The 23,484-nt window shown below is 68.7% G+C and carries 25 protein-coding genes and 1 rRNA gene; 16 read left to right on the top strand and 10 right to left on the bottom strand.

Annotated features, from left to right (window positions below; translation table 11 throughout):
- Positions 1-316: 316 nt before the first annotated feature.
- The 4 genes from pstS (at position 317) to pstB (ending at position 4,436) form a co-directional block, all read left to right on the top strand.
- Positions 317-1,453, top strand: a complete 1,137-nt coding sequence (pstS, locus tag OHA61_RS20425; protein WP_406304227.1) for a phosphate ABC transporter substrate-binding protein PstS — start codon at positions 317-319, stop codon at positions 1,451-1,453.
- 104 nt (positions 1,454-1,557) lie between these two features.
- Positions 1,558-2,553: a phosphate ABC transporter permease subunit PstC gene (gene pstC, locus OHA61_RS20420; RefSeq protein ID WP_406304226.1), complete on the top strand. Its 996-nt coding sequence runs from the start codon at positions 1,558-1,560 to the stop codon at positions 2,551-2,553.
- Positions 2,550-3,629 (top strand): phosphate ABC transporter permease PstA, encoded by a 1,080-nt coding sequence (gene pstA / locus OHA61_RS20415; protein ID WP_406304225.1) that lies wholly within the window; start codon positions 2,550-2,552, stop codon positions 3,627-3,629. Before pstC ends, pstA begins: the two co-directional genes overlap by 4 nt.
- A 30-nt stretch (positions 3,630-3,659) precedes the next feature.
- A complete protein-coding gene (gene pstB / locus OHA61_RS20410) occupies positions 3,660-4,436 on the top strand; it encodes a phosphate ABC transporter ATP-binding protein PstB (protein WP_406304224.1) in 777 nt (258 codons plus the stop codon).
- Between the two features lie 189 nt (positions 4,437-4,625).
- Here pstB and OHA61_RS20405 read toward each other — a convergent pair whose 3' ends face one another.
- Positions 4,626-5,624, bottom strand: a complete 999-nt coding sequence (locus OHA61_RS20405) for an anion permease (protein ID WP_406304223.1) — start codon at positions 5,622-5,624, stop codon at positions 4,626-4,628.
- A gap of 5 nt (positions 5,625-5,629) precedes the next feature.
- Complete coding sequence (locus OHA61_RS20400) at positions 5,630-6,250, bottom strand: DUF47 domain-containing protein (protein WP_266481017.1); 621 nt, start codon at positions 6,248-6,250, stop codon at positions 5,630-5,632.
- A 212-nt stretch (positions 6,251-6,462) separates the two neighbouring features.
- Between OHA61_RS20400 and OHA61_RS20395 the strand changes: the two genes are divergently transcribed.
- Entirely contained in the window at positions 6,463-6,795 is a 333-nt protein-coding gene (locus OHA61_RS20395; protein WP_324986896.1) for a metal-sensitive transcriptional regulator, read from the top strand.
- 122 nt (positions 6,796-6,917) lie between these two features.
- On the opposite strand, the gene OHA61_RS20390 is transcribed toward OHA61_RS20395, so the two are convergent.
- Entirely contained in the window at positions 6,918-7,100 is a 183-nt protein-coding gene (locus OHA61_RS20390) for a hypothetical protein (RefSeq protein ID WP_324986893.1), read from the bottom strand.
- A 98-nt stretch (positions 7,101-7,198) separates the two neighbouring features.
- Positions 7,199-8,029: a hypothetical protein gene (locus tag OHA61_RS20385; protein ID WP_406304222.1), complete on the bottom strand. Its 831-nt coding sequence runs from the start codon at positions 8,027-8,029 to the stop codon at positions 7,199-7,201.
- Positions 8,030-8,153: 124 nt separating this feature from the next.
- Between OHA61_RS20385 and OHA61_RS20380 the strand changes: the two genes are divergently transcribed.
- Both OHA61_RS20380 and OHA61_RS20375 read left to right on the top strand, forming a co-directional pair.
- Positions 8,154-8,342: a hypothetical protein gene (locus OHA61_RS20380; RefSeq protein WP_361907096.1), complete on the top strand. Its 189-nt coding sequence runs from the start codon at positions 8,154-8,156 to the stop codon at positions 8,340-8,342.
- A 76-nt stretch (positions 8,343-8,418) separates the two neighbouring features.
- Entirely contained in the window at positions 8,419-9,987 is a 1,569-nt protein-coding gene (locus OHA61_RS20375; protein WP_406304221.1) for an FAD-binding oxidoreductase, read from the top strand.
- A gap of 27 nt (positions 9,988-10,014) precedes the next feature.
- Here the strand turns inward: OHA61_RS20375 and OHA61_RS20370 are convergent, their stop codons facing one another.
- The 4 genes from OHA61_RS20370 to OHA61_RS20355 all read right to left on the bottom strand — a co-directional run bounded on the left by OHA61_RS20370 (position 10,015) and on the right by OHA61_RS20355 (position 13,431).
- A complete protein-coding gene (locus tag OHA61_RS20370) occupies positions 10,015-10,761 on the bottom strand; it encodes a phosphatase PAP2 family protein (protein WP_406304220.1) in 747 nt (248 codons plus the stop codon).
- A 248-nt stretch (positions 10,762-11,009) separates the two neighbouring features.
- Positions 11,010-12,023 carry an NlpC/P60 family protein gene (locus OHA61_RS20365; protein ID WP_406304219.1) on the bottom strand — a complete coding sequence of 338 codons (1,014 nt, stop codon included), beginning with the start codon at positions 12,021-12,023 and terminating at the stop codon, positions 11,010-11,012.
- Between the two features lie 55 nt (positions 12,024-12,078).
- Positions 12,079-12,885, bottom strand: a complete 807-nt coding sequence (locus OHA61_RS20360; RefSeq protein WP_406304218.1) for an SAM-dependent methyltransferase — start codon at positions 12,883-12,885, stop codon at positions 12,079-12,081.
- Positions 12,886-13,002: 117 nt separating this feature from the next.
- Complete coding sequence (locus OHA61_RS20355; RefSeq protein WP_406304216.1) at positions 13,003-13,431, bottom strand: ATP-binding protein; 429 nt, start codon at positions 13,429-13,431, stop codon at positions 13,003-13,005.
- A 199-nt stretch (positions 13,432-13,630) separates the two neighbouring features.
- On the opposite strand from OHA61_RS20355, the gene OHA61_RS20350 reads away from it, so the two are divergent.
- The 9 genes from OHA61_RS20350 (at position 13,631) to OHA61_RS20310 (ending at position 22,629) form a co-directional block, all read left to right on the top strand.
- Entirely contained in the window at positions 13,631-14,482 is an 852-nt protein-coding gene (locus tag OHA61_RS20350) for a helix-turn-helix domain-containing protein (RefSeq protein ID WP_406304215.1), read from the top strand.
- A gap of 11 nt (positions 14,483-14,493) precedes the next feature.
- On the top strand, positions 14,494-14,679 hold the full coding sequence (locus OHA61_RS20345) for a DUF397 domain-containing protein (protein ID WP_324986855.1): 186 nt from the start codon (positions 14,494-14,496) through the stop codon (positions 14,677-14,679).
- Positions 14,672-14,902 (top strand): DUF397 domain-containing protein, encoded by a 231-nt coding sequence (locus OHA61_RS20340; protein ID WP_406304214.1) that lies wholly within the window; start codon positions 14,672-14,674, stop codon positions 14,900-14,902. The genes OHA61_RS20345 and OHA61_RS20340 overlap by 8 nt, the downstream gene beginning before the upstream one ends.
- Before the next feature lie 289 nt (positions 14,903-15,191).
- Positions 15,192-15,500 (top strand): hypothetical protein, encoded by a 309-nt coding sequence (locus tag OHA61_RS20335; RefSeq protein WP_142217964.1) that lies wholly within the window; start codon positions 15,192-15,194, stop codon positions 15,498-15,500.
- 186 nt (positions 15,501-15,686) lie between these two features.
- Positions 15,687-16,547 carry a hypothetical protein gene (locus OHA61_RS20330; RefSeq protein WP_406304213.1) on the top strand — a complete coding sequence of 287 codons (861 nt, stop codon included), beginning with the start codon at positions 15,687-15,689 and terminating at the stop codon, positions 16,545-16,547.
- Positions 16,537-17,859, top strand: coding sequence for a hypothetical protein (locus OHA61_RS20325; RefSeq protein WP_406304212.1), 1,323 nt, complete (start codon positions 16,537-16,539; stop codon positions 17,857-17,859). The genes OHA61_RS20330 and OHA61_RS20325 overlap by 11 nt, the downstream gene beginning before the upstream one ends.
- On the top strand, positions 17,856-19,415 hold the full coding sequence (locus OHA61_RS20320; RefSeq protein WP_324974115.1) for an SCO6880 family protein: 1,560 nt from the start codon (positions 17,856-17,858) through the stop codon (positions 19,413-19,415). Before OHA61_RS20325 ends, OHA61_RS20320 begins: the two co-directional genes overlap by 4 nt.
- 18 nt (positions 19,416-19,433) lie before the next feature.
- Positions 19,434-20,849, top strand: coding sequence for an ATP-binding protein (locus OHA61_RS20315; protein WP_266480999.1), 1,416 nt, complete (start codon positions 19,434-19,436; stop codon positions 20,847-20,849).
- Position 20,850: 1 nt separating this feature from the next.
- The gene (locus tag OHA61_RS20310) at positions 20,851-22,629 is read left to right on the top strand and encodes a type VI secretion protein (protein ID WP_406304211.1); all 1,779 of its coding nucleotides are present in this window, start codon (positions 20,851-20,853) and stop codon (positions 22,627-22,629) included.
- A 17-nt stretch (positions 22,630-22,646) separates the two neighbouring features.
- Here the strand turns inward: OHA61_RS20310 and OHA61_RS20305 are convergent, their stop codons facing one another.
- Positions 22,647-23,195, bottom strand: coding sequence for a GNAT family N-acetyltransferase (locus OHA61_RS20305; RefSeq protein WP_406304210.1), 549 nt, complete (start codon positions 23,193-23,195; stop codon positions 22,647-22,649).
- A gap of 136 nt (positions 23,196-23,331) precedes the next feature.
- A 5S ribosomal RNA gene (gene rrf / locus OHA61_RS20300) occupies positions 23,332-23,448 on the bottom strand.
- Positions 23,449-23,484: the final 36 nt, after the last annotated feature.

The raw sequence follows: 23,484 nt of genomic DNA, 5'->3' as shown, positions 1-23,484 counted from the left end.
CGCAGGCAGGCATCGCGCTTCTCGTTGACCGGCTGCCCTCCGCGCGCATTGCGAAAGATCGCCCAGACATGGACGCTCCCCATAGCGCTCTTCACTCGGCGGAAGCATGCCGGACCCCCGTCAACTCCCGGCACTCAGCTGCCCGACACGGTTCACCTTCCGTTCACCCTCCCCCGTCGGCGGCTTCACCTCTTCTGCCTAATTTCGGCCCTACACGGTGACCGGCGCAGTGCCGGTCCCCCCACCCCGACACACGCCGCCATATACGTGTCAGACGACAGTCAGCGTCCGGCGGCCCTTGGAAGGAACACCCGAAGTGAAGCTTCAGCGCAAGAACGGCCTTCGCGCCACCGCGCTCGGTGCCCTCGCCGTGACCGGCGCCCTGGTCCTCACGGCGTGTGGTTCGGACGACAACGCCGGCGGCACCGGCGGCAGCGGCGAGAAGACCAGCGCCGCGTCCAACATCAAGTGCGAGGGCGCAAAGGGCCAGCTCCTCGCGGCGGGCTCGAGCGCCCAGAAGAACGCCATGGACCTGTGGGTCAAGAACTTCCAGGCTGCCTGCTCCGGCGTCGAGGTCAACTACCAGCCGATCGGCTCCGGCGGCGGCATCACCAAGTTCACCCAGGGCCAGGTCGCCTTCGCCGGCTCGGACTCCGCGCTCAAGCCCGAAGAGGTCACCGCCTCGAAGACCGTCTGCAAGGGCGGCCAGGGCATCAACCTGCCCATGGTCGGCGGTCCGATCGCGATCGGTTACAAGCTGACCGGCGTGGACAACCTGGTTCTGGACGCCCCGACGCTCGCCAAGATCTTCGACTCGAAGATCAAGAAGTGGGACGACGAGGCGATCAAGAAGCTGAACCCGGGCGCCAAGCTCCCGAGCAGCACGATCCAGGCCTTCCACCGCTCGGACGAGTCCGGCACCACCCAGAACCTCGGCAAGTACCTCAGCGAGGCCGCCCCGGCCGACTGGAAGTACGACCCGAAGACGAAGTCCTGGCCGGCCGAGGGTGGCCAGGCTGCCAACGGCTCCTCCGGCGTCGCCACCGCCGTCAAGGACGCCGAAGGCGCGATCGGCTACTTCGAGCTGTCCTACGCGACCGCCAGCAAGATCAGCACCGTCAAGCTGAACACCGGCGCCTCCGCCCCGGTCGACGCGACCACCGAGAACGCCTCCAAGGCCATCGCCGCCGCCAAGATCAAGGGCACCGGCAATGACCTCGCACTCGGTCTCGACTACAAGACCAAGGCCGAGGGCGCGTACCCGATCGTCCTGGTCACGTACGAGATCGCCTGCGACAAGGGCAACAAGGCGGACACGCTGGCGACCCTGAAGGCGTTCCTCACCTACACGGCCAGCGAGGAGGGCCAGAAGGTCCTCCCCGACGCCGGCTACGCCCCGCTCCCGGCCGAGATCGCGGCCAAGGTCCGCGCGATCGTCCCGACCCTGTCCTGATTCCCGGCCGAGGCCGGTCCGTGCCGCAGCACGGGCCGGACCGGCCTCGGCATCCGGTGCACCGCCGCCAGGAGCCCACCGGCTCCGCAGACCGGAGAGTCCAGATGGTTACCACCACACCTACCGAAACGCCGCCGCCCGCAGGGCGCGGCGACATACGCGCGTCCAGGGGCAGCACACGCCTCGGCGACCGGATCTTCCTGGGCCTGTCCCGTGGATCCGGAATCACCCTCCTGGTGATCATGGCCGCCATCGCGGTCTTCCTCACCTACCGGGCCGTCATCGCCATCTCCAAGGACGAGGCGAACTTCCTCACCACGTCCGAGTGGAACCCGGCCGGCACCCCGCCGATCTTCGGTATCGCCGTCCTGGCCTTCGGGACTGTCGTCAGCTCGATCATCGCGATGCTGATCGCCGTGCCGATCGCGATCGGCATCGCGCTGTTCATCTCGCACTACGCGCCGCGCAAGCTGGCCGCCCCGATCTCGTACGTCGTCGACCTGCTGGCCGCCGTACCGAGCATCATCTACGGCCTGTGGGGCGCCATCTTCCTGGTCCCGTATCTCGCCGGCCTCAACCTCTGGCTGAACGAGTACTTCGCCTGGACCTACATCTTCGACAAGGCCAGTGACGGCCCCGCCCGCAGCATCTTCACGGTGGGCATCCTCCTGGCGATCATGATCCTGCCGATCATCACCAACGTCACCCGTGAGGTCTTCCTCCAGGTGCCGAAGATGCACGAAGAGGCCGCTCTCGCCCTCGGCGCCACACGCTGGGAGACCATCCGGATGTCGGTGCTGCCCTTCGCCCGCTCCGGCATCATCAGCGCCTCGATGCTCGGCCTCGGCCGCGCGCTCGGCGAGACGATGGCCGTGGCCGTGGTGCTCTCCCCGAGCTTCATCATCTCCGGCCACCTGCTCGACCCGGGTGGCGGCACCTTCGCCCAGAACATCGCGGCGAAGTTCAACGAGGCCAATGAGTTCGGCCGGGACGCGCTGATCGCTTCCGGTCTGGTGCTCTTCCTCATCACGCTGCTGGTCAACGGCGCGGCACGGTGGATCATCGCGCGCCGCAAGGAGTACTCGGGGGCCAACGCATGAGCCAGTCAGCCATAAAGGACAGGCCCACTCCGGCCCCCGTTCCTCCCCAGGGCGGCCTCAGCGGCCGGTCCCTCCCCCGCTTGGCCCCGCTCGGGTTCGCGATCCTCTCCGTCGCCCTCGGCGTCGGCGTCAGCATCGCGGCCGGCTGGGAGAGCCGCGTGCAGTGGGGCCTCATCTCGGCCCTCCTGTTCGTCGTCATCTCGTACATCGCGACCTCGATCGTCGAGAACAGGCGCCAGGCCAAGGACCGCCTCGCCACCAGCATCGTCTGGGTGTGCTTCATCCTCGCCGTCATCCCGCTGCTCTCGCTGGCCTGGGTCACGATCAGCAAGGGCGTCAAGGTCCTCGACGGGTACTTCCTGAGTCACTCCATGAGCGGCGTCCTCGACGCCGACCCCGGCGGCGGTATCTACCACGCGCTGCTCGGCACCATCGAGCAGGTCCTCATCGCGACCGTCATCGCCGCCCCCATCGGCCTGCTGACCGCGATCTACCTCGTCGAGTACGGCCGCGGCAGGCTCGCGAAGGCCGTCACCTTCTTCGTCGACGTCATGACCGGCATTCCGTCGATCGTCGCGGCCCTGTTCATCCTCGCCACATGGAACCTGATGCTGGGCTTCGGGCCTTCCGGGTTCGCCGGCGCGATGGCGCTCGCCATCCTGATGATGCCGGTGGTCGTCCGCTCCACCGAGGAAATGCTCAAGCTCGTCCCCAACGAGCTGCGCGAGGCCTCCCTCGCCCTGGGCATCCCCAAGTGGCGCACGATCCTCAAGGTGGTCCTGCCCACCGCGATCGGCGGCATCACCACGGGCGTCATGCTCGCGGTGGCCCGTATCGCCGGCGAAACGGCCCCCGTGCTGCTGCTCGTCTTCGGTACGAAGCTGATCAACAACAACCCCTTCGAAGGCGCCCAGTCCTCGCTGCCGCTGTATGTGTACGAGCAGTACGCCGTCGGCACCGACGCAGCGGTCGACCGCGCCTGGGCCGCAGCCCTGGTCCTGATCGCCTTCGTCATGATCCTCAATCTGGTGGCCCGCGGCATCGCCCGCTGGAAGGCCCCGAAGACCGGTCGCTGACCGCGGCCTTCTGAAAGCGAAGTGATTCACATGGCCAAGCGCATCGACGTCAGCGGTCTGACCGCCTTCTACGGCTCCCACAAGGCGATCGAGGACATCTCGATGACCGTGGAGCCCCGCTCCGTGACGGCCTTCATCGGCCCGTCCGGCTGCGGCAAGTCCACCTTCCTGCGCACCCTGAACCGCATGCACGAGGTCACCCCCGGTGGCCGCGTCGAGGGCAAGGTGCTGCTGGACGACGAGAACCTCTACGCCTCGAACGTCGACCCGGTCGCCGTGCGCCGCACGGTCGGCATGGTCTTCCAGCGCCCGAACCCCTTCCCGACGATGTCGATCTTCGACAATGTCGCGGCGGGGCTGCGGCTGAACCGCTCGTACAAGAAGAACCAGCTGGCGGACGTCGTCGAGAAGTCCCTCAAGAGCGCGAACCTCTGGAACGAGGTCAAGGACCGGCTGAACAAGCCCGGTTCCGGTCTCTCCGGCGGCCAGCAGCAGCGCCTGTGCATCGCCCGCGCGATCGCGGTCGAGCCGGCTGTGTTGCTGATGGACGAGCCGTGCTCGGCGCTGGACCCGATCTCGACGCTCGCGATCGAGGACCTGATCGGTGAGCTGAAGGAGCGCTTCACGATCGTCATCGTGACGCACAACATGCAGCAGGCGGCGCGTGTCTCGGACCGTACGGCCTTCTTCAACCTGTCGGCGGTCGGGCAGCCCGGCAAGCTGATCGAGATAGACGAGACCGAGCGGATCTTCGCCAATCCGTCGGTCCAGGCCACCGAGGACTACATCTCGGGCCGCTTCGGATAGTCACCCCGGTCCGTGGTGGCCGTGGGCGGGCGTTGATGGTTTCTGCCGGCGGGTTTCGCGGGCGAAGCCCCCCCCCGACCCCACGGCCCCCTAGACCGTCTCGCGGTGCTGCATGGCGGTGCCACCGCAAGGCGAAGGGCCCGCCCCTCTCTCCCAGAGGGGCGGGCCCACATATATATCCGCTCGGGTCTAGCCGAAGACCAGGTAGACCACGCCATAGCTCAACGCAGCGACACACGCCGCCGCCGGCATCGTGATGAACCACCCCATGACGATGTTCTTCGCGACACCCCACCGCACCGCGTTCACCCGCTTCGTCGCCCCGGCACCCATGATCGCCGAGGTGATCACATGAGTCGTCGAGATCGGCGCCTGGAACAGAAACGCCGAGCCGAACATGATCGACGCCCCCGTCGTCTCCGCCGCGAACCCCTGCGGCGGGTCCAGCTCGATGATCTTGCGGCCCAGCGTCCGCATGATGCGCCAGCCGCCCGCGTACGTACCGAGCGAGAGCATCATCGCGCAGGCGATCTTGACCCAGACCGGAATCGAGTCGCCCTGGTCCTCCACATCGGCGATGACCAGCGCCATCACCACGATGCCCATCGTCTTCTGCGCGTCTTGTAGACCGTGACCGAGCGCCATGCCGGCCGCCGAGACGGTCTGGGCTATGCGGAAACCGCGCTTGGCCTTGGACGGGTTGGACTTACGGAACATCCACATGATCGCGACCATGACCAGATAGCCGACGAGCAGACCGACGACCGGCGAGACGAACATAGGGATGACGATCTTGTCGAGCACGCCTGACCAGATCACCCCGGTCCCGCCCGCGAGCGCCGCGCCCACCATGCCGCCGAACAGCGCGTGGGAGGAGGACGACGGCAGACCGAAGTACCAGGTGACCAGGTTCCATACGATCGCGCCGACCAGCGCCGCGAAGAGGATCCCCATCCCCTGCCGGCCCGTGGGCGTCTCGATGATCCCTTCGCTGACGGTCTTGGCGACGCCCTGACCGAGGAAGGCACCGGCGAGATTCATGACCGCGGCCATCACCAGAGCAGCGCGGGGTGTCAGCGCGCGCGTGGAGACCGAGGTCGCGATCGCGTTCGCCGAGTCGTGGAAGCCGTTGGTGTAGGTGAATCCGAGCGCGACACCAATGGTCACGATCAGCGCAAAGGTGTCCACGTAGTTCAGGACTCCTTGACCGCGATGGTCTCCACGGTGTTCGCCACATGCTCGAAAGCGTCGGCTGCTTCTTCGAGCACATCCACGATCTGCTTGAGCTTGAGCACCTCGATGGCGTCGTACTTACCGTTGAAGAGCGTCGCAAGGAGCTTGCGGTGAATCTGGTCGGCCTGGTTCTCCAGGCGGTTGACCTCGATCCAGTACTCGGTGAGGTTGTCCATGGTCCGCAGGTGCGGCATGGCCTCCGCGGTCAGGTCGGCCGCCCGTGCCAGCACCTCGATCTGCTGCTCGACACCCTTGGGGAGCTCCTCGACCTGGTAGAGCACGACCAGGTCGACGGCTTCCTCCATGAAGTCCATGATGTCGTCGAGCGACGAAGCGAGTTTGTAGATGTCCTCGCGGTCGAACGGCGTGATGAACGAGGAGTTCAGCTGGTGGAAGATGGCGTGGGTGGCGTCGTCACCAGCATGCTCCGCCGCCCGCATCCGTTCCGCGATCTCGGCCCGGGCGGATGCATCCGCTCCGAGCAGTTCCATCAGGAGCTTGGAGCCCGTGACGATGTTGTCCGCGGATGCGGCAAACATGTCATAGAAGCTCGTCTCCCTGGGGGTCAGACGAAATCGCACGTGGGGTCCTCGGGATGCTCTGGATTCGGTCAGGCTGATGCTAGGCGCATCATCCGGCCACGGCTAACCGGCGTTCCTCAGTGTCGCCCATCGACCAGCGTGATCAGCACGGACCCCCGCCCCCCATCCGGCACGATTCGTTACCATATACCCACGAGGGGTATGCAGCCCATGTTTTTCGGACAAGTACAGCGGGACAACGGGAGGACGCGATGACGACCACCGAGGCGGACGGCCCGCCGGTCACGGACCACGACCACGGCGTGCACGGCTACCACAAGCAGAAGGACGAACACCTCAAGCGCCTGCGCCGGATCGAGGGCCAGATCCGGGGACTGCAGCGGATGGTCGACGAGGACGTCTACTGCATCGACATACTCACCCAGGTCTCGGCGTCCACCAAGGCCTTGCAGTCCTTCGCGCTCCAACTGCTCGAGGAGCATCTGCGGCACTGCGTCGCGGACGCCGCGGTGAAGGGCGGCGAGGAAATCGACGCGAAGGTCGAGGAGGCGACGAAGGCCATCGCCCGCCTGCTCCGTACCTGACCGGCCGGGCGCCCGCGCCCCCCTACCCGACCTGCCGGCGAGCGGCTGACACGCATTGTGGCCGATTCGCACCGAAGACAGGGCGCGGCGACGGCGTACCGGCCGCGCCCCTGGTCAATGCCTCATAGCTGCCCGGTCGGAGCGGATCGCTCGGCCGCCACCTTCAGCACCTCGTCGATACGGTCCGGGCTCAGCCTCTCCCCGTCCGCGGCGGACGCCGCGATGATCAACTCGCCGCACAGCTCGATCTCGGCGAGGGCCACGTGGTCCTGGACGGTCGCAGTACTGGGCGGAGCCACGCGCATTCACCTCTTCCTGCCGGTGTCGACTTCCTAGCGTAGGGAGTGATGCACGGACCGCGCATGGCACGTCCGGACCATTTAGCCGGACCATTTGGAGGGCCCTAAGCCCTGATCCTCCCGGCGTAAATGTCCCGTTCCTCCGGGAGACGCACGGACACCGGCGTCCCGAAGTCGTACAGCAGCGTGGTCGAGGTGACGGCGACCGTGCCGCCCCCGTTGGTGAAACTGAAGCGGTGGCGCACCTTGCGCAGCCGGCCCTCGTCGTCGAGATACGCGTCGAAGGGCACCGTGTCCGTAGCGAACCCTTTCGCCGCCGCGGCCAGCGAGGCCCGCGCATGCGGTTCGGCGACCTGCGCGGCCCGGGCGATGTCGGTGATGCCGCGGTAGTGGCGGACCCTCCGGCCCGCGAGCATCTCCTCGCCGATGTAACTCACGCCCCGCGCGCTGCGCAGCAGTTCGGCGGCGGCGAGCGGATCGGTGGCCCCGCCCGTGACCAGGTTCCCGTCCTCCAGGGTGGTCGTGTCGACCCGTACCCACTTGTCGGCGGGCACGCCCGCACCCCGGTTCTTCATATACAGAGCGCCCGGCGTCAGCAGCTCGGTGATCGGACGGTGCTGCTCCGCGCCCGCGGGATCCTTGGGCAGGACGACGGTGAGCTGCCCCATCCGCCGCTGGAAGTCATAGCCCCCTTCGCCCCGGATGGTCACCCGGGTCCCGCCGGTGGCCATCTCCATGGACGTACGAGCCTTGGAGCTGCCGGCACCGACGAGCACATCAGCGGCCCTGAGCACCTCGTCGGTGTGCCCGCCGCCGCGCCCGTCGTCGGCGACGGCGCCCCCGCCCCCGGAGCAGCCGCTGGTCGCCACGACCCCCAGTACGGCGGCCAGGGCAGCGAGAGTCCCGCCCCTGCGCCTGTGCTGCTGCACCACCATCGCCTGCCAACCCCCGATACCGGACCGCTGCTTCTACGAGATCCCGCCCGCTCCGCATAACGACGGCCTGGGCCCCTCGTCACGCGTGCTCCCGCGGCGGGCGCCAACCACGTACCGTGGAGAGGTGCATCAGCTGGACGCCATCGAAGACCCCTCGGCCCACCACATCAGCACCGGTGAACGCGGCTCCTTCGCACTCGCCCGCTGCACCTGCGGCTGGACCGGCCCCGCCCGTCGTTCGAGAGAACGGGCGCGTACGGATGCCGCACTGCATGCCGAGCCCCAGACCTCGCCGGCCGGGACCGAGCAGTAGCCCCTGTCGGGGCAGGAAAATCACCCGCCCCGGAACCCCTCACACCTCGCAGCCGTCTGGTCCTCCAGGAGGTTCCATGGACCGGCGCGCGCTGCTCACCACCGCTGTAGTTCTCACCGCTGCCGCCTGCACAGGCAAGGACGGCAACGGAGCGAACGCGGCAACCACCACCACATCCGCCAAAAGCCCCTCGCGGAGCGGATCGGCGACGACCACGTCGGCTGCCGCCGCACCCGACTGGAACGCGCTCGCGCGCGGGCTCGACGGGAAGCTCATACGCCCCGGGGACGCCGCGTACGCGAGCGCCCGGCAGCTCTACAACACACGCTTCGACTCGCTGAAGCCCGCGGCCGTCGCGTATGTCGCGGGCGAGGACGATGTCAAGGAGTGCCTCGCCTACGCCAAGGCACACCGCACCCCCGTCTCCATACGCAACGGCGGTCACTCCTACGCCGGTTGGTCCTCGGGCAACGGCCGGCTCGTCATCGACGTGTCCTCGCTGAACCGGGTCGCCTCGGACGGCACCATAGGCGCCGGCGCCAAGCTGATCGACGTGTACAGCGCCCTCGGCAAGAGCGGCCGCACGATCCCCGCGGGCTCCTGCCCCTCTGTCGGGGTTTCCGGGCTCACCCTCGGCGGCGGGCACGGCGTCACCTCGCGTGCGTACGGTCTGACCTGCGACAGTCTCACCTCCGCCACCATCGTCACGGCCGACGGCAAGGTGCTGACCGCGAGCGCCACCCAGAACAAGGACCTCTTCTGGGCGCTGCGGGGCGCGGGCAACGGGAACTTCGGCGTCGTCACCCGGCTCCGTTTCCGTACGCATCCCACGCCCCCGACCGTCACCGCCTATCTGACCTGGCCCTGGTCGAAGGCCGCGGCGGTGCTGGCCGCCTGGCAGAAGTGGGGTCCCGAACAGCCCGACGAGATCTGGTCGTCCGCGCATCTGGCCGCCGGTCCCGGCGGCACGCCCACGCTCTCGGTCGCCGCGTTCTCCCTCGGCAGCGAGAGCGATCTGCGCAACGCGCTCGACCGCCTCGCCGACCGGGCGGGCTCGCCCGCGCGCCATGTCTCGGTGCGCCGCCGCGGCTATCTGGACGCGATGCTCGGCTATGCGAACTGCTCGACGCTGAGCCAGGAGCAGTGCCATCTGCCCGGCACCACTCCGGGACGTAGCAAGCAGGGCGCGCTGCAGCGAGAGACATACGCCGCGGCTTCCGACTTCTTCGACCGCGAGCTCTCCCCGGCCGGGCTGCGCGCGCTGATCTCGGCGACCGAGGCGTTCACTCGGATCTCGCCCTCCCAGGGCGGGGGCGGCGGCTCGATCGCGCTGACGGCGCTCGGCGGGGCGGTCAACCGGGTGGATCCGCTGGCGACGTCGTTCGTTCACCGGCGCTCCAGGGTGCTGGCCCAGTACATCGGCGCCTGGCGGGCCGGCACGGCGGGCTCCGCCCAGCAGGCGTGGCTGAAAAGCGCTCATGCCTCGATGCGCCGTTACGCGTCGGGCGCCGCCTACCAGAACTACATCGACCCGACGCTGACCGACTGGCGCAAGGCGTACTACGGACCCGCGGCCGACCGGCTCACCCGGCTGAAGAAGCAGTACGACCCGGACCGGGTCTTCACCTTCCCGCAGGCGCTGTAGTTCGGGCGGCGAGGCAGGTCGGGCGGCTCAGGCCGCGAGGCCGTTCTCGCCGGTGCCCGGACCCCCGGTCCTGGGCTCCGGGATGCCGAGCGTCTCGGGCCGCCCGGCCCGGGACGCCATCGCGCGCTTCGACCGTACGAGACGTCCGGTCCGCTCCGACGTGGCGACCGCCGACACCACCGGTGTCAGCAGCGCGAGCGCGAGCGGCGCGAGCAGCAGCGCCACCGCCGTGCCGAGCGCGAATCCGCCGACGACATCGGTCGGATAGTGCACGCCCATGTAGACCCGGCAGAAGCCCTCGGCGAGCGCGAGACCGATCGCGGCAAGACCGAACCTGCGGTGCGCGACGAAGAGCCCGGCCGCGATCGCCATCGCCAATGTGGCGTGGTCGCTGACGAAGGAGTAGTCGCCCGTCTGGGACACCAGGACCTCGATGCCCTGGTGGTCGCGGAAGGGCCGCGGTCTGCCGACGAACCCCCGGATGGGGATGTTGATCAGCAGCGCGATACCGGCGGCGAGCGGCGCCCAGACCAGCGCGGCGACCCCGCCGACCGAGTCCTCCGTGGTGCCGCGCCGGCGCACGCTCCACCAGCACCACAGGACGAGAAGGACCATCGCGAGCATGATTCCGTACTGGCCGACGAACACCATGGTGCGGTCGAGCCACGACGGGGCGTCCTTGGCCAGGCCGTTGATGTCGTAGAGCAGGCTGAGGTCGGGGTCAGACCCGCCCCTTGACTGCGTCAGGGGGAGCCCCAATGCGAGTCCAGCCATCTGCTGCGGCCCCTTGCCTTGTGCCTGGTGTGACGCACCTTCCGGGTGCGCCGCCTCTACCAACCCCCGTGATCAGTGCGGTGTCTGCTGCATGGTCAGTGCGGCTGTCTCCGTCCAGGGAACGGCCCGCTCCTCAGCTACGTTCCACTCTCCACCGAACGATCACCATGACGTTATCGAAGAGTGACACGTCGTCGCAGTTCAGGGCTTTGGCGTAGCAGAGAGTTCCGGCCACGTCCGATGCCTCGTCAGGCTTCCGGGAGGGCCGTCGGCAGCGCTTTCGCGCCATCCTTGGTAACCCTCGTCGCACCGAAGTAGTCCGGGGTGTCGATCTTGTCGAAGCGGATCACGGCTCCGGTGTACGGAGCGTTGATCATGTACCCGCCACCCACATAGAGCCCGACATGCCGGATCGCCCGCGAGTTGGTGAGGTCGTCGGAGAAGAAGACGAGATCGCCCGGCAGCAGCTCGTCGCGCGACGGATGCGGTCCCGCGTTGTACTGGTCGTTCGCGACGCGCGGCAGCTCGATGTCCACCGTCCGGTACGCGGCCTGCGTCAGCCCGGAGCAGTCGAAACGTCCGCCCTGCTCAGGTGTGCCGTTGCCGCCCCACAGATACTTCGTGCCGAGCCTCTGCTGAGCGAAGTAGATCGCCCCGGCGGCCTGCCGCGACGGCTCGACACGTCCGAGGGGCCGGGCGAAGCTCTTCTCCAGGGTGCGGATGACCTTCACATAGTTCTGCGTCTCGCGGTAGGGCGGGACACCGCCGTACTTGATGACGGCGTACGCGCCCGCGTTGTACGCGGCGAGCATGTTGTCGGTCTGGTCACCTGGCGCCTTTTTGACATATCCAGCCAGTTCGCAGTCGTACGAGGCAGCAGACGGAATCGCGTCGGCCGGATCCCATACGTCGCGGTCCCCGTCCTTGTCCCCGTCGACACCGTGCGCCGCCCAGGTGCCCGGGATGAACTGCGCGATGCCCTGGGCCGCTGCCGGGCTCTGCGCCTTCGGGTTCCAGCCGCTCTCCTGGTAGAGCTGGGCGGCAAGCAGAGCGGGGTTGATGGCGGGGCATAGGTTGCCCCACTTCTGCACGAGCGGCTGATAGAGCGCGGGCACGGCACCCTTGGCCAGCCCCACCGCCCGCCCGCCGCCGGCACCGCCCATGAGCCCGGCGGCCGCGGAATAGGTCCCGACGACGAGCAGCGCGACAAAGCTCAGGCACAGCCCGATCCCGACCCCACTGGCCACCCAGACTTTCCGCACGCCCTCAACCCTCCCCCATCCGCACCGTGTTACTGCCCCTATTCCGCCCGCGCGCCTACGGTTTGCGCCCCACGCCGCCGAACATGGCCACCTCGCCGGGCTCTTCGCCCCCGGCGGTCTCCGGCCGCCAGCGCGAACACGACACCAGACCGGGCTCCAGCATGTCGAGCCCGTCGAAGTACTGGGCGAGCTGCTGCGGGGTGCGCTGGGTGAGCCTGGGCGTGCCGTGCTCGTTCCAGAACGCGACGGCGGCGTCCACATCGGGCATCGCCGGGCTGGTGATGGTGTGTGAGAGGACGAGATGACTACCGGCGGGCAGCGCGTCCATGAGACGGCGGACGATGCCGTACGACTCCTCGTCGTCCTCGATGAAGATCACCACGCCGAGGAGCAGCAGCGCGACGGGCTGCGAGAGGTCGAGTGTCCCGGCGGCGCGCTCGATGATCGTGCCGACGTCGCGCAGATCGGCGTCGAGGTAGTCGGTGCGGCCCTCGGGCGTACTGGTGAGCAGGGCTCGGGCGTGCGCGAGGACGAGGGGATCGTTGTCCACGTACACGATCCGCGCCGCCGGATCGACGCGCTGGGCCACCTCGTGGGTGTTGTCGGCGCTGGGCAGCCCGGTCCCGATGTCGAGAAACTGCCGGATCCCCACTTCCGCGGCCAGATGACGCACGGCCCGCCCGAGAAACAGCCGGTCCGCGAGGGCGTAGTCACCGATGCCGGGATGAAGCCTGCGGATCTGGTCACCGGCTTCGCGGTCGACCTCGTAGTGGTCCTTGCCGCCGGTCCAGTAGTTCCAGATACGGGCGGTGTGCGGGCGGCTGGTGTCGATCCCGGCGAGTAAGTGCGCGTTGTCGGTCACAGGGTCAAAGATATCCAACTTGCCGCAGGGCGGCTCGTGTTGGGGCCCCCGCTTTCGCCACCCGGGCCGGGCGGACTGTCCGCAGACGTACGGGGCCGGTATGCGGCGGACCGGAACTCAGCTCCACTGACAATCCTCTCCCCGCACGCATTCCACCCACAGAAGCTTTCCGCCCTGCTGGAGCGGACAGGCGCCCCAGCTGTCCGCGCACAGCTCCACGAGGTGCAGCCCCCGCCCACGCTCGGCTTCCGCGCCGGGCGGGCTGAGCGCGCCCTTGAAGGGCGGCGGGATCTCCGGATTGGCATCCCAGACGCCGAGCCGCAGCCGGTGCGGCTCGGGGGCGCGGAGACGGAGGCCGCAGGGCCCCTGGGAGTACAGCTGGGCGTTGGTCACGAGCTCGCTCGCGAGCAGCTCGGCGGTCTCGGTGAGTTGGGTCATGCGGTGGGCGCGAAGGACGGCCCGGAGGGTGGAGCGGGCGATACCGGGGGCGCGGGGATCGTGGGGGAGTTGGAGGGTGTAGACCCAGGGCGGGGATACGGTGGCCATGGAAGTCTCCTTCGGGGAGCGGACGTTGGGGTGTGTGCCTGGTGGCCCTGCCGCTCCGTCGAGCGGTGCACTTCCAGACGAGTGGCCTGCGTCACACACTAGGCCGCACGCAAAGAATCTTTGCGAGATTTCGAGAAACTCCATTCCGAATCCCTCGTGTGGGTGACAGCCCAACCGGCCGTGTTCAAGGAGGAGTTGTATGACCGCCAGGCCGGCCCCCACGGCCCGTCGTATCCGGCTCGCCACCGAGCTGCGCAGACTGCGCGAGCGCGCCGGGCTGACCGCGACCGAGGCGGCTCAGCAGCTGGGCACCAGCTCCGGCCAGCTGAGCAACGTCGAAACCGCGAGATTCGGCGTGAGCAGCGACCGCATCCGCGCCATGGCCAGCACCTACTCCTGCCTGAATCAGGCATACGTCGACGCCCTGGTTGCCATGGCCGGTGACCGGACGCGCGGCTGGTGGGAGCAGTACAGGGACATCCTCCCCGTCGGCCTTCTGAACCTTGCCGAGTTCGAGCACCACGCCACATCGCTGCGCACCGCATACACGGCTCACATCCCCGGCCTGCTCCAGACCGCCGATCACGCCCGCGAGATCTTCCGTCAAGTTGTGCCCCAGCTGTCCCCACCCGAGATCGAGCACCGCGTTTCCCACCGCATCAAGCGGCAGGACGTCATCTACCGCGTGGACCCGGTCCCGTACTCCGCGATCGTGCACGAGGCCGCACTGCGCATGAGGTTCGGCGGACCGACCACCGCCCGTCGCCAGCTGGAGCACTTGCTGGCGATGAGCGAACGTGACCACATCACGGTCCTCGTGATCCCCTTCGACGCCGGAGCGTTCCCTGGATCCGGGCAGTCCCTGGCGTACGGGCTCGGTCCCGTTCCTGAGCTCGACACAGTGCACCTCGACCAGTCCCACGGCTCCGTCCTGCTCGACGCCGAAGCCCAACTTGGGAAGTACCGCACCTTGCTTGACCGCATGGAAGCCGTGGCTCTCGGCCCAGAGAAGTCGCGGGACTTCATCCACAACATCGCCCAAGAGCTGTGAAGGGACCCGCCGTGCCCACACCCGAATGGCAGAAGTCGTCGCACTGCGGGGAAGGTGACGCGTGCCTGCACGTTGCCGCAGTTGGCGACCGTACGGTCAAACTCACCGAGAGCAGCGACCCCGACGGGGCGATACTCAGCACCACCCCCGCCGCCTTCGCGGCCCTGACCCGCGTCCTCAAGGCGAACCGTGGCTGACCTCGACTGGACCCGCGCCGCCCCCGAGGGCGCCGACGGCCCCGGCCCCTGGATCGAAGTCGCGTTCGGGCCCGACGACCTGGTCCGCCTCCGCGAGACCAGCGATCCCGAGAACGTCGTCACAACGACCAGGCAGAAGTGGGACGCCTTCGTACTCGGCGTCCGAGCGGGCGAGTTCGACCACTTCGCGGAGCTGGACCGGCAGGACCCCGCAACCCCCTGAGTGCGCTCCCTTGTGCTCGGCCACGACCCAACGCCCCAAAGGTGCAACAACGACAGTCATTGCCCGGAGTCACCCCCCGTGATACACAGAGTGACCATATGCACTCCCTCGCAGCGGACCGGTCCGTGCCCGTCACAGGTCAAGACGGCAGGATCGGTCATCCGTTCGGAGATCGGGTAAAGAGACCGGCCAAGTCGGCTTACGCGGGCGATTTCATCAGCGAAGATAGAACGACGACCCGTGCCGAGGGGCAAGGGCAATGAACAACCCAACAGGGGCGGTGAGTTACATGATCCTGGCAGCCGAAAAGGGCGACATCACCACCATCATCGGCGGAATCGCCCCGAACTGGGGGCCTTTCGGGAGCCTGGGGAACGAAGCTCGAGTGATGATCGAGGTCGTGATGGCTGTGGCCATCCTTCTCTGCCTCGGCATCGCGATCTGGGGCGCGGCCAAACAGCGCATCGGAGCGACGGCGCTGCGCGACACGTTCAGCGCGGAGCAGGGCAAGGGGCTGATCGTCGCCGGACTGACCGGCGTCTTCATCATCGGGTCACTGGGGACCTTGTTCACCATCGTGTACGGGATGGCTGTCTAGCCGCCCGCCGTCCTCTCCGGGCGTGCCCGGGCCCATCCTTTGAGGTTGCGTTTCCCTGATGTCGAGTCACCACACCACGCCCAGGCGGGAAGCAGCACGACTACCGTCGTACTACGTGTCGGACCACGCGTCGTACCGCACGTCGTACTTCGCGGAACTGCAAACGGTTGAGGGGGCGTACGCCAGATGAGCCTCGGCGACGAGCACGGCCACGGCGGCGAGCCGGGAGGCCGCCCGGACGAGAGCTTCGGCGGATCGGGCCAGACCCGCACCAGACTCCCCGGCGGCGGCGACGCGGACGTCTACGGCGGCGCGCGGAGGCCTGTGCGGAACTCACGCTCCCTGATCACAGTCGTGGGTGTGGTGGTGCTGCTGATCGCGGCGATCGCGTTCGCCAACCGGGGCGGAGGCGATGACACGACGTCGGGCGGCGGCACAGAGGCGGCGGCGGGGGCGGAGCCGACGGCGGCGACGGGGGTGAAGCCGGTGAAGGGGAAGGCCGGGGGGATTCCGTCGGGGTATGCGAAGGATGAGCAGGGGGCGCAGAGCGCGGCGGCGAATTACGCGGTGGCGCTGGGCTCTGACGGTATGTTCAACAAGGCCCGCCGCGACGAGATCGTGAACGCCGTCTACTCGCCCGAGGTCGCCGCCGCCCGCCGCGGTGACCTGGACAAGGTCTACTCCGGTACGAAGTTCCTCACCAGCATCGGGCTGAAGCCAGATGGCACGGCCCCGGCCGGGATGACCTTCATCACGCGCTTCAACCCGGTCGGCTCAAAGGTGGAGAACTTCAGCGCCGACAAGGCGACTGTCTCCGTCTGGTACTCCGCCCTCTTCGGTCTCGCCGGCGAGGGCTCCACGAACCCGGTCTCGGAGAGTTGGTACACCAACACCTTTGAGCTGAAGTGGGTCAACGGGGACTGGAAGATCACCGACTTCACGCAGAAGGACGGACCCGTACCCGTGGGCCGTGACCAGGCCGCGTCCGGCGCCAAGGAGATGGCCGACGCCGTGCAGCAGTTCGGAGGGTTCACGTATGCCCGGTAGTCGACGTCGAGCCCTCGCAGTCACAGCCGCAGTGACAGGCCTCCAGACCGCCGCCGTCCTCCTCGCGACCCGCGCCTTCGCGGCGCCCACGCCAACGCCAACGCCTGGCAAGAGCAACGACCCCTGCGACCTCATCCGCGGCCCCGCGCGGGACTACTGCGACAACGGCGAACCCGGCGGAGCCCGCCGCTCCGGCCCCGCCGACCCCGCCGATGCCCTCGACCCCCTCGCCTCCCTCGCCCGCGGCTGCGCCGACGCCGCCGTGTGGACCGTCGACACCCTCTCCAAGGCCGTGAAGTCCACCGCCAGCGTCGACTTCACCAACACCGCCTTCCTCTCCCAGTACGCCATCGTCTTCGCCGCCGCCACGATCCTCACCCTCGTCCTGTGGCTCCTCGCCGTCGCCAAGCGCGCCATCCGCGGCGTCCCCCTGACCACCGCCATCTCCGAAGCCATCGGCTTCCTCTGGCTCACCGTCCTCGCCTCCGCCTTCACCCCGCTGATCCTCTACACCCTCGTCTCCGCCACCGACGGCGTCACCGAGGTCATCGCCGGCGGTACCAGCGGTCAGACGGACATGTTCTTCGGGAACTTCTCCGCCGCCCTGAAGAAGGGCACCGACATCGGCGGCGGGCCGATCATGCTGATCGTCGTCTCGCTCGTCACGATCCTCGCCGCGGGTGTTCTCTACCTCGAGCTGTTCATCCGTGCCGTCCTGCTCTACATCGGCGCGCTCCTCGGAGTCGTCGTCTACGCCGGGCTCGTCGACAAGAACATGTGGGGCCACGTCCGCCGCTGGGCCGGGATCATGATCGCGATCATTCTGGTCAAGCCCGTCATCGCGATCGTCCTCGGACTCGCGGGCGCGCTCTCCGCCGACAAGGGCCCCAATTCCTTCTCGGCCGTCGTCTCCGGGCTGGCGATCATCCTGCTCGCCATCTTCGCCTCGGCGATGATCTACCGCTTCGTGCCCGGCTTCGGTGACGAGATCGTCGCCTCCCGCAACAACCGCTTCCAGAGCGGCGCCGAGAACGCAGCGGCCGCCGTCATAAGTTCCCCCGCCGCCCTTGTCTCCCAGGGCATCAAGACCCACAGCAGCCGCGGCAACCAGCGCGGCGGCGACGGAGGCGGCAACAGCGCCCCGCGCCCCGCCAACCCCATCAGCGGCGGCGTGGCCGCCCACAGCAGCCGGCCCTCCTCAGGGGGAGGGGGCGGATCCGCCCCCTCCGCCGCGCCCCCGCCCCGTAGCAGCAGTCCCGGCACCAACACCCCGCACAGCAACCGCAAGAGCACAGGAGGTGGAGGGCGTTGACGACCCAGTCCCAACCGATCACGCCCCGCCGTACGTATCTGATCGGCCGTGCCCGGCCGAACGCGATCGTCGGCAAGAACCGCGAGACCGGCGAGATCGCCCTGATCATCGCCGGCGCGTTCCTCGGCATGATGAGCGGGCTGCTGGTCCCCGTCCTGTCCCTGCGGATCGTGCTGCTGATGGGCTTCCCGCTCCTCGCTCTCGCCGCCGTGTACGTGCCGTACAAGCACCGCACCTTCTACAAGTGGTTCGAGATCAACCGCAGCTACAAGCGCACCCTGCGCCGGGGCACGCTCTACCGTTCCTCCGCCGCAGAGGCGGGCATCCGCCTCGACGGCCGTGAGATCGAGATCGGCCCGCCCCCGGGCATCGGCCGGATCAACTGGCTCGCCGCCCCCTTCGGCCCCGACGAGATCGCCGTGCTGCTGCACGCCGACCGCCGTACCGTCACCGCCGCCATCGAGATCGAGGGCCCGGGAGTCGGACTGCGCGACAGCGAGGACCAGGAGGCCCTGGTCGACCGTTTCGGCACGCTGCTCAAGCATGTGGCCAACGGTGACGGCTTCGTGACCCGTCTTCAGATGCTGGCCCGCACGCTGCCCGCCGACCCCGACGCGCACGCCAAGGACGTCGCCCAGCGCGGCGACCAGCAGTCGCCCGGCTGGCTGCGTGATTCGTACGACCAGCTCCAGTCCATGGTGTCGACGTCGAGCGAGCAGCACCGCGCGTATCTCGTCGCCTGCATGCACTACTCCCGCGAACTGGCCGCCGAGGCCCATGCCATGGCCCGGGCCGCCCGGCACTCCACCGCTTCGGGGGCGCGCAAGCTGGACAAGGACGCCGGTCTCGCCGTCGTCATGGCCCGCGAGCTCACCGACATCTGCGCCCGCCTCGCGGAGGCCGACATCCGGGTCCGCCAGCCGCTCGGCCAGGGCCGGCTCGCCTCGCTGGTCCACTCGATGTACGACCCGGACCACCCCATCGACCACATCCAGGCGATGACGAAGCGGAACGCCTGGCCCGCCGAGCTCGACGCCATGCAGCCCACCTACCTCCAGGCGAAGACCCGCGAGTCCTCCACGCGCGCGCCCTGGTGCCACTCCACCGCCTGGGTGAAGGAGTGGCCGATGACTCCGGTCGGCGTGAACTTCCTGGCGCCCCTGCTCGTTCACACCCCCGATGTGATCCGTACGGTCGCGGTCTGCATGGACCTGGAGCCCACCGAGGTCGCCATCGAGCGGATGCTCACCGAGAAGACGAACGACGAGGCGGACGCGAGCCGCGCCGCCAAGATGAACCGGACCGTCGACCCGCGCGACATCGCCGCGCACGGTCGGCTCGACCAGAGGGGTGAAGATCTCGCCAGCGGTGCGGCAGGTGTCAATCTTGTCGGGTACATCACAGTGTCTTCGCGGTCGCCGGAGGCGCTGGCACGGGACAAGCGGACGATCAGGGCATCGGCCGGCAAGTCGTATCTCAAGCTGGAGTGGTGCGACCGCGAGCACCACCGTGCCTTTGTGAACACCTTGCCGTTCGCGACCGGCATCCGACGCTGAACGAGAGGGCAGTCCGCCATGCGAGATCCGCTGTCCGTCTTCACGGATGCCTTCACCTCCTTCCTGTTCGGGAAGGTGGAGTCGACCCGCCTGCCGGTGCGTACGTCGACGGGCCAGGCACAGGCCGTGTACCTGCCCACCGCGGCTCCGGGCCTCGGCGACTCGGGCGTGATCATCGGCCGTGAGGTGTACAGCGGAAAGGGCTATATCTACGACCCCTTCCAGCTGTACGGCCAGCAGTTGCCGGCCCCCCACTGGCTGGTCCTCGGCGAGTCCGGAAACGGCAAGTCGGCGCTCGAGAAGACGTATGTCCTGCGGCAGTTGCGCTTCCGCGACCGTCAGGTGGTCGTGCTGGACGCGCAGGGCGAGGACGGAGTGGGCGAGTGGAATCTCATCGCCCAGGAGCTGGGGATAACTCCCATCCGGCTCGACCCGATGACAGCGCTGGACGGCGGAATCCGCCTCAACCCGCTGGACCCGGCGATCACGACGACCGGCCAGCTGGCGCTCCTGAGGACGATCATCGAGGTCGCGATGGGGCACGGTCTGGACGAGCGCTCCGGCTTCGCGCTGAAGGTGGCGCACGCGTACGTCAACGAGACGATCGTCGAACGTCAACCGGTGCTGACCGACATCGTGGACCAGCTGCGCCACCCGGAGCCGGAGTCGGCGGAGGCGATGAACGTCGACATAGACGACGTACGGGCCTGGGGCCTGGATGTCGCGCTCGTACTGGACCGGCTGGTCGACGGTGACCTGCGGGGCATGTTCGACGGCCCGACCACGGTCGGCATCGACCTGGACGCGCCGCTGATCGTCTTCGACCTCTCCCACATCGACCGGAACTCCATCGCGATGCCGATCCTGATGGCGATCGTGGGGGTGTGGCTCGAACACACCTGGATCCGTCCGGACCGCAAGAAGCGGATCTTCCTGGTCGAGGAGGCGTGGCACATCATCAACTCGCCGTTCGTGGCCCAGCTCTTCCAGCGGCTGCTGAAGTTCGGCCGCCGCCTGGGTCTCTCGTTCGTGGCGGTGGTCCACCACCTCTCGGACGTGGTGGACGGCGCGGCTGCGAGGGAAGCGGCGGCCATCCTCAAGATGGCATCCACAAGGACGATCTACGCCCAGAAGGCGGACGAGGCGAGAGCGACGGGCCGCGTCCTGGGGCTTCCCCGCTGGGCCGTGGAAATCATCCCGACCCTGACCCCGGGCATCGCGGTCTGGGACGTCAACGGCAACGTCCAGGTGGTCAAACACCTGGTGACGGAGGCGGAGCGACCACTCGTCTTCACCGACCGGGCGATGACGGAGTCGTCGGGGCCTGCGTTGCCCGAGGACGTGGCGGCCGCGGAATGGGAGGCGGAGCAGCGCGCGGCCCTGATCGAGCGGCAGCAGCAGCTGGACGAGTCCTCCGAGTCGACGGTGGCATGACATGCGCGACCGTCGGTACCGGCACGAAGAGGAACGAGGCATCCCGGACGGCCTGTTGGTCGGCCTGCTCGCCTTCCTGCTCGGCCTGACACTGCTGGTCTGGACGGCCACGGGCCTGGCGGGCGTTCTGTCCCACGGCGCGTGGCCGACGGGCGTCACCTTCTCGAACACGCCGCTCGCGATGCGCGCGCTGGCGTCCAAGCCGCACGACCTCGCTGCGGCGTGGCCACAGACCCCGTCGGCGGAACTCTCGGGCTACGGGCTGTTCTGGGGCCTGGCCATAGGCGAGCTGATGATCCTGGTGGTCCTCACAATCTTCACCCTGGGCACGCTGGCACGCTGGCGCGCGGTCCGACGGTCGAAAGCGGCGGGCAGCGACCAGCCGGGGCGCGTGTACGGGAATTACGCCGCCCAACAGCCCGCTCCCCGGGCGGAGTCGAGACACGGGGAGCGCGGACGCGGCGGGGCGGGGTGGGAACAGGAGACAGGGCGCAGCGGGGCGTACGCGACCCCGACCCCCGGCCGGCCCGCGGCGAGGGACGCGTATGCGGGTAAGGCTCAGGAGCCCGGCGCCCCCACCGCAGCCGCGGGCCCGGACACAGTCAACCCCCAACAGCTGGGCGGGCACGTCCAGTCGAGCGTCCGCGAAGCAGGTGCGGAGGCGTACGTCGGCAACACCCAGGAGCCCGGCTCAGGGGCGCCCGGCGACACCGGGTGGCCTGCCGGTGCGGGCGGCGGCACAGCCGCGATCCCGCCCCACGGGGCCGTAGGTCCCGACCGGGCAGGCGGGCAGGAGCCCCACGGCACCGGCGCCGGGGCGGCCGCAGGAGCAAACGTCCCCGCCCCCCGCACTACCCGCCCCGCCCGGGTCCTCTACGGCGACCCCGCCACCCGCCGCCCCTCAACCGTCCAGGCCGTCTTCGACGCCCAAGGCCCCGCCCTCGTCGTCACCTCCGACCCCACCGTGTGGGCCGAGACCAAGGGCGCCCGGGCCAAGCTCGGCCCCGTCCTCGTCTACGACCCCGGGCACCTGTGCGACACCCCGGCCCGCCTCCACTGGTCCCCCACCGCGCAGTGCGAGGACCCCGCCGTCGCACAGGAACGCGCCACCGCCCTCCTCGCCCCCGTGCGTCCCCGCGCCCTTCTCGACGCCGCCATGGCCGACACTGCCGAAACGCTCCTGCGCTGCTGGCTCCACGCCGCGGCCGTGGACGGACGCCCCTTCAAGCAGCTCCACCGCTGGGCCCAAGGCGGCAGCGCCCATGACGCGGTACGGATCCTCCGTACGCACCCCAAGGCGACCTCCGGTCTCGCAGGCCTCCTGGAGTCCGCGCTCACCGCCCACCCCGAACGCCGGGAAATCGCCCAGCAGTTGGTCGTACGCGCCCTCTCGTCCCTCTCCTCGATCCACATCCGCGAGGCGTGCACCCCGAATCGAACGGATTCGCTCACCTTGGAATCATTCGTAAACGAAGGGGGCACGCTTTATCTGGTGGGTGAGTCCATCGAGGACCCCAGAACCCACCCAGGCGCGATGCCACTGCTCACCGCACTGGCTTCAGACGTGGTCGAGCACGGCCGCCGCATGGCCGCACGGTCATCCGACGGTCGGCTCGACCCACCAATGACGCTCGTCCTCGACGACGTCGCAGCGGTGGCTCCGCTTCCCCGGCTGCCGGAACTTCTGGCAACCGGTCAGGACCAGGGACTTCCGACCCTGGTCCTGCTCCGCTCCGCCGAACAGGCCCGCGCCCGCTGGCCGGAGCCGCTCCCGCAGTAGCCGCCGTCCGCGGCCTCCTACCGCAGGATCTCCAGCTCCAGCTCCCGTGCCGTGTCGTCGCCGGGCACGAGCACGGAGTCCCCGCTCGCCACAAACCCGAACCGCCGATAGAAGGCCGCGGCACGCTCATTGTGTTCGTGCACATACAGCCGCACCCGCTTCACCGGCGGCCCGGCAAGTTCCCACGACCAGTCCAGAGCCGCCCGGAACAGCGCATCCGCCACCCCCGCCCCTCGCGCCTCGGGCCGTACGAACACACCGACCAGATGCGTCTGGTCGGTCTTCGCGGCCTCCCCGAACCGCACCTCGCCGGCGGGCCGTTCGACGAGCGCGGTGAGTGTCCCGTCCCACCGCCCGTCCGGCGCCTCGGCGATGAACTGCTGCGCCACGACACCTTCCGCCGCGGTCGCCGTTCGGTCCTGCCAGAACCCGTCGGGCCGCTCGACGGCCTGCTCGTACGTCTCCAGAAAGGCGATGGGCGCGGCGGGGTCCTGCAGGGCGGAGAGCCGCAGCTCCCGGGCCTTGGCCCACTCCTCGGCGCGTACGGGTCGAATCACATAGTCCATCCCCCGATACTGACGGCGCCGCCCGCCGCTGAGCAACGCGATATCGCCGCGAGAGACATGGGCACAGGGGGGGCAATCGGGCCCTGAACGCAGAAAAGCCCCGCACCAGAAGGTGCGGGGCTCTCCCACAATAATTGTTCGGCGGCGTCCTACTCTCCCACAGGGTCCCCCCTGCAGTACCATCGGCGCTGAAAGGCTTAGCTTCCGGGTTCGGAATGTAACCGGGCGTTTCCCTAACGCAATGACCACCGAAACACTATGAAGATATCGATTCCGGAATCCCCCGGCC

Origin of the sequence: Streptomyces sp. NBC_00885 (assembly GCF_045207475.1) — a bacterium.
Lineage (GTDB): Bacteria > Actinomycetota > Actinomycetes > Streptomycetales > Streptomycetaceae > Streptomyces.
Note: the sequence above shows the minus strand (reverse complement) of the source record. Positions and strands in the feature narration are given on the sequence as shown.

Excerpts from the sequence above, each read along its gene's own strand:
- pstC (WP_406304226.1), top strand. The coding sequence starts at position 1,558 with ATGGTTACCACCACACCTACCGAAACGCCGCCGCCCGCAGGGCGCGGC.
- pstA (WP_406304225.1), top strand. The coding sequence starts at position 2,550 with ATGAGCCAGTCAGCCATAAAGGACAGGCCCACTCCGGCCCCCGTTCCT.
- pstB (WP_406304224.1), top strand. The coding sequence starts at position 3,660 with ATGGCCAAGCGCATCGACGTCAGCGGTCTGACCGCCTTCTACGGCTCC.
- OHA61_RS20395 (WP_324986896.1), top strand. The coding sequence starts at position 6,463 with ATGACGACCACCGAGGCGGACGGCCCGCCGGTCACGGACCACGACCAC.
- OHA61_RS20390 (WP_324986893.1), bottom strand. The coding sequence starts at position 7,100 with ATGCGCGTGGCTCCGCCCAGTACTGCGACCGTCCAGGACCACGTGGCC.
- OHA61_RS20385 (WP_406304222.1), bottom strand. The coding sequence starts at position 8,029 with ATGGTGGTGCAGCAGCACAGGCGCAGGGGCGGGACTCTCGCTGCCCTG.
- OHA61_RS20375 (WP_406304221.1), top strand. The coding sequence starts at position 8,419 with ATGGACCGGCGCGCGCTGCTCACCACCGCTGTAGTTCTCACCGCTGCC.
- OHA61_RS20370 (WP_406304220.1), bottom strand. The coding sequence starts at position 10,761 with ATGGCTGGACTCGCATTGGGGCTCCCCCTGACGCAGTCAAGGGGCGGG.
- OHA61_RS20355 (WP_406304216.1), bottom strand. The coding sequence starts at position 13,431 with ATGGCCACCGTATCCCCGCCCTGGGTCTACACCCTCCAACTCCCCCAC.
- OHA61_RS20350 (WP_406304215.1), top strand. The coding sequence starts at position 13,631 with ATGACCGCCAGGCCGGCCCCCACGGCCCGTCGTATCCGGCTCGCCACC.
- OHA61_RS20335 (WP_142217964.1), top strand. The coding sequence starts at position 15,192 with ATGATCCTGGCAGCCGAAAAGGGCGACATCACCACCATCATCGGCGGA.
- OHA61_RS20330 (WP_406304213.1), top strand. The coding sequence starts at position 15,687 with ATGAGCCTCGGCGACGAGCACGGCCACGGCGGCGAGCCGGGAGGCCGC.
- OHA61_RS20325 (WP_406304212.1), top strand. The coding sequence starts at position 16,537 with ATGCCCGGTAGTCGACGTCGAGCCCTCGCAGTCACAGCCGCAGTGACA.
- OHA61_RS20315 (WP_266480999.1), top strand. The coding sequence starts at position 19,434 with ATGCGAGATCCGCTGTCCGTCTTCACGGATGCCTTCACCTCCTTCCTG.
- OHA61_RS20310 (WP_406304211.1), top strand. The coding sequence starts at position 20,851 with ATGCGCGACCGTCGGTACCGGCACGAAGAGGAACGAGGCATCCCGGAC.
- OHA61_RS20305 (WP_406304210.1), bottom strand. The coding sequence starts at position 23,195 with ATGGACTATGTGATTCGACCCGTACGCGCCGAGGAGTGGGCCAAGGCC.